Source organism: Hydrogenophaga sp. (assembly GCF_011772445.1).
Lineage (GTDB): Bacteria > Pseudomonadota > Gammaproteobacteria > Burkholderiales > Burkholderiaceae_C > Hydrogenophaga.
This window is the reverse complement of sequence record NZ_WVZN01000010.1, coordinates 1-11,534: the sequence shown is the minus strand read 5'-3', so window position 1 is coordinate 11,534 and position 11,534 is coordinate 1. Positions and strand designations below refer to the sequence as shown.

Below are 11,534 nucleotides of genomic sequence, written 5' to 3'. Positions count from 1 at the left end.
GCTCGTCCCTTCTTTGCAACCCCTGAGGACTCTCTGCATGAACAGCAAACGCACCCTTCTGAAAGCCCTGGCCGCTGCCGCGATGGCCACCGTCGCGCTCGGCACCGCACAAGCCGCCGACATCACCGGCGCTGGCGCCACGTTCCCGTTCCCGATCTATGCCAAGTGGGCGGAGATGTACAAGGCTCAGACGGGCACCGGCCTGAACTACCAGTCGATCGGCTCGTCGGGCGGCCTGCGCCAGATCCGCGCCAAGACGGTGGCCTTCGGTGCCTCCGACGCGCCCGTGAAAGGTGAAGACCTCGACAAGGACGGCATGGTGCAGTTCCCCGCCATCATCGGCGGCACCGTGCCCGTGTTCAACCTGGAAGGCTTCGCCCCTGGTTCCATCCGCATCACCGGCCCCGTGCTGGCCGAAATGTTCCTGGGCAAGATCACCACCTGGAACGACGCCAAGATCACCGCGCTGAACCCCGGCAAGACCCTGCCCAACACCCCCATCACCGTGGTGCACCGCGCCGACGGCTCGGGCACGACCTTCAACTTCACCGACTACCTGGCTTCCGTGAGCAAGGACTGGGCTGACTCGGTGGGCAAGGGCGCTGCCGTGAAGTGGCCCGCCTCCACCTCCGTGGGCGGCAAGGGCAACGAGGGCGTGGCCGCCAACGTGAGCCGCACCCGCGGCTCCGTCGGCTACGTGGAATACGCCTACGCCAAGAAGAACAACATCCCGCACATGAGCCTGCAGAACGCCGATGGCCAGTACGTGCAGCCGGACGACAAGAGCTTCGCCGCCGCCGCTGCCGGCGTGGACTGGATGAGCGTGCCCGGCATGGGCGTGTCCATGGTGAACGCCAAGGGCAAGGAGAGCTGGCCCATCAGCACCGCGTCGTTCATCCTCATGTACAAGCAGCCCACCGACAAGGCGCAATCGGCCGAGGTGCTGAAGTTCTTCGACTGGGCCTTCAAGAACGGCAAGCAGGCCGCCGTCGAGCTGGACTACGTGCCGCTGCCCGACAGCGTGACCAGCCAGATCCGCGACAAGGTCTGGTCGCAGATCGCTCGCTGAGCCGGGCCTGAGCGCCCCAAGAACCCACCGGCAGGCGCGTGCCGTCCGGTGGGTTCTTTCAGTCCGATGTCTGTCATACAGTCTGTCACACCAGGCCCGAAGGGGGTCCGATGAACACCACCACCAGCAGCGCAGACCCCAGCATGGCTTCCACCAGCTCCCCGTCCAGCGGCGCGCGCGAACAGCGCAGCGACAGCGCCATGCGGGCCGTCGCCCGCCGCCAGCAATGGCAGGACATCGTCTTCCATCGCCTCACGCAGGCCTTCTCGCTGCTGGTGCTCGTGGCGCTGGCCGGCATCATCGTCTCGCTCTTCCTCAACGCCTGGCCCACCTTCAAGACCTTCGGCCTGGGCTTCCTGTGGACGGTGGAGTGGGACATCGTCAACGAGCAGTACGGCGCGGCGATCGCGATCGTCGGCACCCTGCTCAGCGCGGGCATCGCCATGCTGTTCGGCGTGCCGCTGGCCTTCGGCATCGCGCTCTTCCTCACCGAAACCTGCCCCGTGTGGCTGCGCCGGCCGCTGGGCACCGCCATCGAGCTGCTCGCCGCCGTGCCGTCCATCATTTACGGCATGTTCGGCCTGTTCGTCTTCGCGCCGGTGTTTGCCGACCACTTCCAGGTGCCGGTGCGCGAGCTGATGATGGGCATGCCCCTGATCGGCTGGCTGTTCGGCGGCGCGCCCAATGGCCTGGGCATCCTGGCCGCCGGCATCATCCTCGCGTTCATGGTGCTCCCCTTCATCGCGGCGGTGATGCGCGACGTCTTCGAGATCACGCCGCCCATCCTGCGCGAATCCGCCTACGGCCTGGGCTGCACCACCTGGGAGGTGGTCGCCAAGGTGGTGCTGCCCTACACGCAGAAGGGCGTCATCGGCGGCATCATGCTCGGCCTGGGCCGCGCGCTCGGCGAAACCATGGCCGTCACCTTCGTGATCGGCAACGCCAACCGCATGCCCACCTCGCTGTTCTCGCCGGGCACGTCCATCGCCTCGGTGCTGGCCAACGAATTCGGCGAGGCCGAAGGCCTGCACTTCAACACCCTGTTCGCCCTCGGCTTCCTGCTGTTCTGCATCACCTTCGTGGTGCTGGCACTGGCCAAGTGGATGATCATTCGCGCCGAGAAGGCCAAGGGCGCCTGAGCGCAGAGCGAGACACACCATGCAAATGAACCAAGCGCTCTACAACCGCCGCCAGCGCACCAACCTCGTCGGCCTCACGCTCTCCATGGGCGCCATGGTCCTCGGCCTGTTCGTGCTGCTGTGGATCCTGTGGGTCCTGTTCTCCAACGGGCTGGCCGGTCTCGACCTCAACACCTTCAGCGCCGACACACCCGCGCCGGGTTCGGAAGGCGGCGGCCTGCGCAACGCCCTGCTGGGCAGCCTGATGATCGTGGGTCTGTCGGTGCTGGTGTCCACGCCGGTGGGCATCCTGGCCGGCATCTACCTCACCGAATACGGCGACAACAGCAAGGTGGCCGAGTTCACGCGCTTCGTCACCGACATCATGCTGTCGGCCCCGTCCATCGTGCTCGGCCTGTTCGTGTACTCCATCGCCGTGGCCACCGTGGGCAACTTCTCGGGCTACGCCGGCAGTCTGGCGCTCTCGCTGATCGCCATTCCCGTGGTGGTTCGCACCACCGAGAACATGCTGCGCCTGGTGCCGGGCAGCCTGCGCGAAGCGGCCTTCGCGCTCGGCGCGCCGCGCTGGAAGGTGTCGTTGATGGTCACGCTGCGCGCGGCCAAGAGCGGCGTGATCACCGGACTGCTGCTGGCCGTGGCCCGCATCAGCGGCGAAACCGCGCCACTGCTGTTCACTGCGCTCAGCAACCAGTTCTACAGCACCGACATGGGCGGCCCGATGGCCAACCTGCCGGTGGTGATCTTCCAGTTCGCGATGAGCCCCTACGACAACTGGATCCGCCTGGCGTGGGCCGGCGCGCTGATCATCACGCTGACGGTGCTTGCCCTGAACATCCTGGCGCGCGTCTTCTTCCGCGACAAAGTGAAAACGTGAAACACCCCCGCCGCGCTTTGCGCGACCCCCTCAAGGGGGCGGCGCCTGCGGCCCGGCAAAGCCGGTTCCGCGGCACCTCTCGGTAACAGCTTCATTCAAGGAACTCATCGTGTCCGAAACCGCCTTCGCCATCCGCCCCGAGAACATGGCCGCGAGCAAGTCGCCCGCCGCACAGGGTGAGGTGCGCAACGCCCTCGAGGTGCGCAACCTCAACTTCTTCTACGGCAAGTTCCAGGGCCTGAAGAACGTCACGCTCGACATCCAGGAAAAGCGCGTCACGGCCTTCATCGGCCCCTCGGGCTGCGGCAAGTCCACGCTGCTGCGCACGCTCAACCGCATGTACAGCCTGTACCCGGGCCAGCGCGCCGAGGGCGAGATCAAGCTGTACGGCCAGAACATCCTCGACGCCAAGCAGGACCTGAACCTGCTGCGCGCGCGCATCGGCATGGTGTTCCAGAAGCCCACGCCGTTCCCCATGTCGATCTACGACAACATCGCCTTCGGTGTGCGCCTGTACGAGAACCTGCCGCGCAGCGAAATGGACGACCGCGTGGAGTGGGCGCTGACCAAGGCCGCGCTGTGGAAGGAAGTGAAGGACAAGCTCAACCAGAGCGGCCTGTCGCTGTCCGGCGGCCAGCAGCAGCGCCTGTGCATCGCGCGCAGCGTGGCGGTCAAGCCCTCGGTGCTGCTGCTCGACGAGCCCACCTCCGCGCTCGATCCGATCTCCACCGGCAAGGTGGAAGAGCTGGTGCACGAACTCAAGTCCGACTACACCATCGCCATCGTCACGCACAACATGCAGCAGGCCGCGCGCTGCAGCGACTACACCGCCTACATGTACCTGGGCGAGTTGATCGAGTTCGGTGCCACCGAGCAGATCTTCTTCAAGCCGACCAAGACGGCGACCGAGGACTACATCACCGGCCGCTTCGGCTGATCCGCGCCACACCCCGGGAGACACACGCATGAGCGACAAGCACCTGTCCAGTCAGTTCGACGCCGAACTCAATTCCATCTCCACCAACGTGCTGGAGATGGGCGGCCTCGTCGAATCGCAACTGCACCAGGCGATTTACGCGCTGGTCAACATGAGCCTGGAATCCGCCCTTCAGGTGGAAGAGAACGAGAACCGCATCAACCAGATGGAGGTGTCGATCGACCACGAGATCATCTCGACGATCGGCCGTCGCCAGCCCACGGCGCGCGACCTGCGCTTCCTCATGGCCATCTCGCGCACCACGCAGAACCTGGAGCGCGCGGGCGACGAAGTGGCCCGCATGGCGCGCATGGTCAAGTCCATCATCGAGACCGGCTCGCCGCGCAACCTGCCGATCTCCGAATTGCGCCTGGCCGCCGACCTCGCCGCCTCGCTGCTGCGAAAATCGCTCGATTCCTTCGCGCGCCTGGACACGCAGATGGCGGTGTCCATCATCAAGGCGGACGACGAGATCGACGAGGAGTACAACGGCTTCCTGCGCAAGCTCATCACCTACATGATGGAAGACGCGCGCAAGATCTCGCCAAGCCTGGACCTGCTGTTCCTGGCCAAGTCCATCGAACGCATCGGCGACCACGCCAAGAACATCGCCGAACAGATCATTTTCATCGTCAAGGGCGAAGACGTCCGTCACACGCCCGTCGACAAAGTGGAGTCCGTTGCCGGATGAGAAAACTGCCCCGCGTGCTGGTCGTCGAAGACGAACCCTCGATCGCCGAACTGATTGCCGTCAACCTGCGGCACAACGGCTTTGCGCCCACCATCGTGTTCGATGGCGCCGCAGCCCAGCGCGAGGTCGATGCGGTGCTGCCCGACGTGATCCTGCTCGACTGGATGCTGCCCGGCGAGAGCGGTGCGGTGCTGGCGCGCCAGTGGCGCAAGAGCGAGCGCACCAAGACCGTGCCCATCCTCATGCTCACCGCGCGCAGCGACGAGAGCGACAAGGTGCAGGGCCTGGACGCCGGTGCCGACGACTACATCACCAAGCCCTTCTCCACGCAGGAGTTGCTGGCGCGCATCCGCGCCGTGCTGCGCCGGCGCGCGCCGGAGATCGTGAACGACTCGGTGCAGGTGGGCGACCTCACGCTCGACGCGGCCACCTACCGCGTGAGCTTTCGCGGACGCGAACTCAAGGTGGGGCCCACCGAGTTCAAGCTGCTGCACTACCTCATGAAGCACGCGGAGCGCGTGCACTCCCGTGGTACGCTGCTCGACAAGGTCTGGGGAGACCATGTCTTCATCGAGGAGCGAACCGTGGACGTGCACGTCAAGCGATTGAGAGAGTCTCTGGGTGAGGCATCGACCATGGTCGAGACGGTGCGTGGCGCCGGCTACCGCCTCACCGCCCTGAACAGCCCCGCTCGCACGGCGCAAGGGTCGACGCTCTCGGCCACATGAGCCGCGCACGGCCGCCCGAAGGGGCTCGCACCGCAGCGCGTCGCGCGCAGGTTCTCCAGTGAGTCGGAGGTTCCTGGAACTGCTGCTCCTGGTGGCTGCGGGAGCGGCGATCGGTTGGGTCGCCGACAAGGCGGCCTTGTCGTTCGTGGGCGCGCTCGTCGGGTGTGGCATATGGGCCGTGCGCGACGGTCTGCGCGCGCAGCGCGTGCTGCGCTGGCTCAACAAGGCCGACGTCTCCCGCATGCCCGAGCTCGGCGGATTCTGGGGCGAGGTGCTCGACCGCTGCCGCAAGCTGATCAAGAAGCTGGAAAAAAAGGCCGCCAACAGCGACGCGCGGCTGGAGGACTTTCTCGCGGCGATCCAGGCCTCGCCCAACGGCGTGGTGCTGCTGGACGCGGCGGGCCGCATCGAATGGGCCAACCTCACGGCGTCCAACCAGCTCGGCTTCGATCCGCAGCGTGACCTGGGCCAGTACGTGCGCAACCTGGTGCGCCACCCCGCCTTCAACGCCTACCTGTCAGCCGGCGATTTCGGGCACGAGATCACCATCGACGGCATCGGTCCGCGCCCCTCGCAGCCGGCCAAGATCTCACTGCAGATCCACCCCTACGGCAAGAAGCGCAAGCTCATGATCACGCGCGACATCACCGCGGTGCAGCTCGCCGAGGCCATGCGGCGCGACTTCGTGGCCAACGTGTCGCACGAAATACGCACGCCGCTCACGGTGCTCAGCGGGTTCGTCGAGACCATGCAAAGCCTGGAGCTCAGCAACGAGGAGCGGCAGCAGTACCTCGGGCTCATGAGCCAGCAGGCCCACCGCATGCAGACGCTGGTGAACGACCTGCTGACGCTCTCGCGTCTGGAGGGCAGCCCCGCGCCAGGGCAGGGCGAATGGTGTGCCACGCAGGAACTGCTGGAGCACGCGGTGCAGGAAGCGCGTGGCCTGAGCCAGGCGATCGCGAGCACGCCCCACCGCATCGAACCCTCGGCGGGCAGCGCCTCGTTCTGGGTGTCCGGCGCGAAGACCGAACTCATCAGCGCCATGTCCAACCTCATGAGCAACGCCGTGCGCTACACCCCCGGTGGTGGCCTGATCGAGCCGGGCTGGCGCATCAACGACGAAGGCGTGGCCGAGTTCTACGTGACGGATGCGGGCCCCGGCATCGCCGCCGAGCACCTGCCGCGCCTGACCGAGCGCTTCTACCGCGTGGACCGCAGCCGTTCGCGGGAAACCGGCGGCACCGGCCTCGGGCTGGCCATCGTCAAGCACGTGGCGCAGCGCCACGGCGGGCGCATCGACGTGCAGAGCACCGTGGGGCAGGGTTCGACCTTCACCATCGCGCTGCCGCCGACCCGGGTGCGCACGACGCCGCCGGGTTGAGCTGGCGGGGTCAGCCGCCCACGCGCAGGTACAGCACCAGGCTTTCCTTGCTGTCGTTCAAGCGCCAGACGTTGGCCTTGAACGCCCATTGCGTGAGGTTCACGCGCTGGTGCAGGCTGCCCTGGCTTTGTGGCGTGGCGATCAGGCTGCGACAGTCGGCGCCGCCACCGCCTCCCGTGCGCACCAGTCGCAGGCCGCCGTGGTGGCGCAGCGCGGCGATCTGCGCCTGCGACAGCCCGTCGGCCAGCACGCAACTGTTGGCGGGCACCAGCTCGGCAATGCGCCGCGAGATCGGGCCGTAGCTGCGGCCGAAATCGAGCAGCGGCAGCCACAAGGTCATCAGCAACAGCCAGCACAGCGTGCTGCCCGCGGCAGGCAGCACCAGGCTCTTCCAGATGGCCTCGCGGTGGCGGCCGACACGCCAGGACACCAGCCACAGCCAGGCCAGTGTGGCCGCCGCGCCGAGCGCGAACAGCACGAAGGAGAAGTCGGGCACGAAGCCCGGTGCCAGCCGGGCCACGTTGGCGGCCGGCTTGGCCGGCACCCCGGTCATCATGGCCACCCAGATCACCCAGATGACCAGCGCGCAGAACGAGAAGAAGAGCAGGGTGAACCAGTCGATGAGCGAAGACACGCTGCGCCGCAGCGTGGGCAGGGCGAAGGCCGCGAGCACGGCCAGCGCCGGCAGGGCCAGCAGCAGGGCGCGGTCGCGCTCGGGCGCCAGCGCCGAATGCACCACCACCACCAGGGCGGCCCACAGCGGCAGGGCCACGTGGGCCTGGCGCCACTGGCGCCGCCAGCGCCACAGCGTCCAGAGCACCAGTGGCCAGGCGGGCCAGGTGAACCACAACAGCAGGCGCCCCCAACTGTCCAGCGGCAGGCGGGCCAGGGCCTGGGGCGCATCGGCCGGACCCAGGGCGCCTGTCCAGCCGCTGCCGACCGCGATGAGCGCGCCGGCCACGGTGGCGACGCCCAGCAGGGCTTGCCCGCTCCTGCCAGGGGCTTCGGTGGCCGTTGGCCGGGGCGCCAGCCACATCAGGCCCAGCCAGCCGGTGCCCAGCACCAGGCCCAGTCCGGCCGAGCCGCTCAGGGCCAGGGCCAACCAGCCGGCCGTCCACCACGCCACGCCGCGCCAGGGTTGCGGCAGGTCAGGAGAGGACAGGCGGGCGCTGCCCAGCAGCATGGCCGCCGTGGCGGCCAGGCGCAGCACGTCGGGCGTGGTTTCGTGGGACAGCTGGGCCAGCCCCAGGCAGGCGACCAGGGCCAGCAGACCGGCGTCGGCGAGCGCGCGGGCGTAGTCGGCGGGGCGGGCCTCGCCGCCGAAGGCGAAGGCCACCGGCTGAGCCGCCGGCTGGCGCGCCAGGTGGTACACGGCGTACCAGGTGCAGGCGAGCGTAAGGGCCAGCAGCCCACCGAAGGGCAGACGGGCGGCGAAATCAGGCGGCAGGAACGGAAGGGCCTTGATGAACAGCGCGCCCAGCCAGTAGGGCAGCAACGCGGCGTCTTCCACCGGCAGGCCCAGCACTGCGGGATGCCACCAATCGCCGCCCCGGGCCAGTTCGGCCATGGCGCCGAAGGCTCCCACGTCGGCGTTCTTCCAGGGCTCGCGGCCCAGGAAGCCGGGCAGCACGTAGGCCACGCAGAACAGGATGAGGGCCGCGCGCGGCAGTCGGCGCACGGCCGACTGGCTCACGATGGCGGGCGTCGGGCGGTTCACGGCTGGGGACTATACAAGCGGCGCACTCGGGGCAAATGGCGTGCGCGGGATCATTCGGGCGAAAAAAAAGCAGCCGGCTTGCGGCTGCTTTCTCGGGCCAGCGCCAGATTTACTTGGCGGTCTTGGCGTAGCGGTTGCGGAATTTCTCGACGCGGCCGCCCATGTTGTCCACGCTCTTTTGCGTGCCCGTGTAGAACGGGTGCGATTCGCTGGAGGTATCGAGCTTGAACAGCGGCAGTTCACGGCCGTCGTCCATCTTGATGGTTTCCTTGGTGTTCGCGCAGGAACGGGTGACGAACTTGAAGTTGTTCGACAGGTCGAGGAAGCAAACCTCGCGGTAGTTCGGGTGGATGCCTTCTTTCATGGCGATTCCTTCAGGTCGGTTGCGACAGCCGCGTCGGAACCCTTCCAACGTACTTGCCGCCGATAAAACCGAAGATTATAGCGTGACGGCCGGATCAGCCCCCGCGCCGCATCATGTCGAAGAACTCGGAGTTGTTCTTCGTGGCCTTCATGCTCTTCAAGACCATTTCCATGGCCTCGATCTCGTCCATGTTGTACATGAACTGGCGCAGGATGCGGGTCTTCTGCAGGATCTCGGGCTGCAGCAGCAGTTCCTCGCGGCGGGTGCCGCTGCGGTTGAGCTGGATGGAGGGGAAGACGCGCTTTTCGTACAGGCGGCGGTCGAGGTGGATCTCGCAGTTGCCGGTGCCCTTGAACTCCTCGAAGATCACCTCGTCCATGCGCGAGCCCGTGTCGACCAGCGCGGTGGCGATGATGGTGAGCGAGCCGCCTTCTTCCACGTTGCGGGCCGCGCCGAAGAAGCGCTTGGGACGCTGCAGGGCGTTGGCGTCCACACCGCCGGTGAGCACCTTGCCGGAAGAGGGCAGCACGTTGTTGTAGGCGCGGGCCAGGCGGGTGATCGAGTCAAGCATGATCACCACGTCCTTCTTGAGCTCGACGAGGCGCTTGGCGCGCTCGATCACCATCTCGGCCACGTGCACGTGGCGAGCGGCCGGCTCGTCGAAGGTGGAGGCGATGACCTCGCCGCGCACGGTGCGCTGCATCTCGGTCACTTCCTCGGGGCGCTCGTCCACCAGCAGCACCATCAGTTCGACGTCGGGGTGGTTGGCGGTGATGGCGTGGCAGATGTGCTGCATCATCACCGTCTTGCCGCTCTTGGGCGGCGCCACGATCAGCGCGCGCTGGCCGCGGCCGATGGGGGCGATGATGTCGATGATGCGGCCGGTGATGTTCTCGTCGCTCTTGATGTCGCGTTCCAGGCGCATCTGTTCCTTGGGGAACAGGGGCGTCAGGTTCTCGAACATGATCTTGTGCTTGTTCTCCTCGGGAGCCAGGCCGTTGATCTTGTCGAGCTTGTTGAGCGCGAAGTAGCGCTCGCCGTCCTTGGGGATGCGGACCTCGCCCTCGATCATGTCGCCGGTGTGCAGGTTGAAGCGGCGGATCTGGCTGGGCGAGATGTAGATGTCGTCGGTGCCGGCGGTGTAGCTGGTGTCCGGCGCGCGCAGGAAGCCGAAGCCGTCGGGCAGGACCTCGAGCACGCCGTCGGCAAAGATCTGTTCGCCGGTTTTCGCGCGTTTCTTGATGATGGCGAACATCAGCTCCTGCTTGCGCATGCGGCCGGTGTTCTCGATTTCGAGCGCTTCGGCCTGCTTGAACACTTCGGAAACGTGCAGGGCCTTGAGTTCGTTCAGGTGCATCGACGTCACTCCAGGGTGGAGGCGATTGGAGAAGAGCGGGGAGGTGGGCGCTGTGGTCCGGATGACGGACGTCGCGCGGGGGAGAGGCGGGCTTGCTGCCCGCATTGCGGCGGATTATGACAGGAATCGCTGCGAGTGCACCCTGTCGTCGAGCCCGCGCGCGGCTCGGGGCCCGGGCTCGCGCCCGGGCCGGGGGATCAGGCCAGTTGCTGGTCGATGAAGGCGGTGAGTTGGGCCTTGCTGAGCGCGCCCACCTTGGTGGCGGCGAGCTGGCCGTCCTTGAACAGCATCAGCGTGGGGATGCCACGGATGCCGAACTTTGCGGGCACGTCGCGGTTGTCGTCGACGTTGAGCTTGGCGATCTGCAGCTTGCCGTCGTAGGTGCCGGCGACCTCGTCCAGGATGGGGGCGATCATCTTGCAGGGGCCGCACCATTCGGCCCAGAAGTCCACCAGCACCGGGGCCTTGTTGTCCAGCACATCGGCCTTGAAGCTGGCATCGGAAACGTGTTTGATCAGGTCGCTGGCCATGGGGTTCGTCCTTGGGTTTTCAGTGAGCGGTGGGAGGTTACAGTGCGGCGCAAGCGGCAGGCCGGGCGACGACGTCGGCTCCCTCTGTGCAGGCCGCCGCATTGTGACAGAAACCCCCTTTTCATGACGCCAGCCCCCGCGAGACCTCACGACGAGTCAGCCCTTGTGGGCGCCGCCGTGCAGGCGGACGCGATGTCGTGTGCGTGGCGGGCCCCGTTCGACGAGCTGGTGCGCGCGGCGCGCGAGGCCGCGGTGCCCCTGTCGCGCGTGGTGGTGCTGCTGCCCTACGGCGCCCTGGCGACCGAGGCGCGCCGCGCCTGGGCCGAGCGCCAGCGGCAGGCCGCGGGCCTGGCGCCACGCTTCACGACGCTTCGCGATTGGGCCGCGGCGCTGGCGCCCTGGCGACCGGGCTCCGACGACATCAGCCACGACATGGCGCGCGACGCCCTGGTGGCCGCCGCGTGGATCGAGCGCGTGGTGCCCGCGCGGTTGGACGCGGGCCTGCGCCGCGAGCTGGTGGCCCGCCTGATCGACGCCGCTCGCCAGCTGGCGCCGCTGGCCGCCGCGCAGGCGCCCGAGCGGCGCGCGGCCTGGGCCGAGGAACGCCGCGCGGCGCTCGCGGCGGCGGGCGGCGCGGCCAGCACGCAATGGGAGTCGCTGGTGGCCAATCTGGCTGCCACCTGGGCCGGCACATCCGCCTACGTCACC

The 11,534-nt window shown here is 67.5% G+C and carries 11 protein-coding genes and 1 pseudogene; 8 read left to right on the top strand and 4 right to left on the bottom strand.

Annotated elements, in window-relative coordinates:
* Positions 1–37 precede the first annotated feature (37 nt).
* The 7 genes from pstS to phoR all read left to right on the top strand — a co-directional run bounded on the left by pstS (position 38) and on the right by phoR (position 6,858).
* The gene (gene pstS, locus GTO19_RS04390; protein ID WP_291017543.1) at positions 38–1,069 is read left to right on the top strand and encodes a phosphate ABC transporter substrate-binding protein PstS; all 1,032 of its coding nucleotides are present in this window, start codon (positions 38–40) and stop codon (positions 1,067–1,069) included.
* Between the two features lie 110 nt (positions 1,070–1,179).
* A complete protein-coding gene (gene pstC / locus GTO19_RS04385; protein ID WP_291017540.1) occupies positions 1,180–2,208 on the top strand; it encodes a phosphate ABC transporter permease subunit PstC in 1,029 nt (342 codons plus the stop codon).
* A 19-nt stretch (positions 2,209–2,227) separates the two neighbouring features.
* Entirely contained in the window at positions 2,228–3,082 is an 855-nt protein-coding gene (pstA, locus tag GTO19_RS04380; RefSeq protein ID WP_291017538.1) for a phosphate ABC transporter permease PstA, read from the top strand.
* 145 nt (positions 3,083–3,227) lie between these two features.
* The gene (gene pstB / locus GTO19_RS04375) at positions 3,228–4,019 is read left to right on the top strand and encodes a phosphate ABC transporter ATP-binding protein PstB (protein WP_291017624.1); all 792 of its coding nucleotides are present in this window, start codon (positions 3,228–3,230) and stop codon (positions 4,017–4,019) included.
* 28 nt (positions 4,020–4,047) lie between these two features.
* Positions 4,048–4,749, top strand: coding sequence for a phosphate signaling complex protein PhoU (phoU, locus tag GTO19_RS04370; protein ID WP_291017536.1), 702 nt, complete (start codon positions 4,048–4,050; stop codon positions 4,747–4,749).
* Entirely contained in the window at positions 4,746–5,477 is a 732-nt protein-coding gene (phoB, locus tag GTO19_RS04365; RefSeq protein WP_291017534.1) for a phosphate regulon transcriptional regulator PhoB, read from the top strand. The genes phoU and phoB overlap by 4 nt, the downstream gene beginning before the upstream one ends.
* A 58-nt stretch (positions 5,478–5,535) precedes the next feature.
* A complete protein-coding gene (gene phoR / locus GTO19_RS04360; RefSeq protein WP_291017531.1) occupies positions 5,536–6,858 on the top strand; it encodes a phosphate regulon sensor histidine kinase PhoR in 1,323 nt (440 codons plus the stop codon).
* A 10-nt stretch (positions 6,859–6,868) separates the two neighbouring features.
* Here phoR and GTO19_RS04355 read toward each other — a convergent pair whose 3' ends face one another.
* The 4 genes from GTO19_RS04355 to trxA form a co-directional block, all read right to left on the bottom strand.
* Positions 6,869–8,575 carry a hypothetical protein gene (locus tag GTO19_RS04355; protein ID WP_291017528.1) on the bottom strand — a complete coding sequence of 569 codons (1,707 nt, stop codon included), beginning with the start codon at positions 8,573–8,575 and terminating at the stop codon, positions 6,869–6,871.
* Positions 8,576–8,684: 109 nt separating this feature from the next.
* Entirely contained in the window at positions 8,685–8,939 is a 255-nt protein-coding gene (locus tag GTO19_RS04350; RefSeq protein WP_291017526.1) for a type B 50S ribosomal protein L31, read from the bottom strand.
* Between the two features lie 94 nt (positions 8,940–9,033).
* Positions 9,034–10,296 carry a transcription termination factor Rho gene (gene rho / locus GTO19_RS04345; protein ID WP_291017523.1) on the bottom strand — a complete coding sequence of 421 codons (1,263 nt, stop codon included), beginning with the start codon at positions 10,294–10,296 and terminating at the stop codon, positions 9,034–9,036.
* 197 nt (positions 10,297–10,493) lie between these two features.
* Positions 10,494–10,826, bottom strand: coding sequence for a thioredoxin TrxA (gene trxA / locus GTO19_RS04340; protein ID WP_009517103.1), 333 nt, complete (start codon positions 10,824–10,826; stop codon positions 10,494–10,496).
* A gap of 123 nt (positions 10,827–10,949) precedes the next feature.
* On the opposite strand from trxA, the pseudogene GTO19_RS04335 reads away from it, so the two are divergent.
* Positions 10,950–11,534 (top strand): annotated as a pseudogene (locus GTO19_RS04335) (hypothetical protein); the annotation flags it as partial.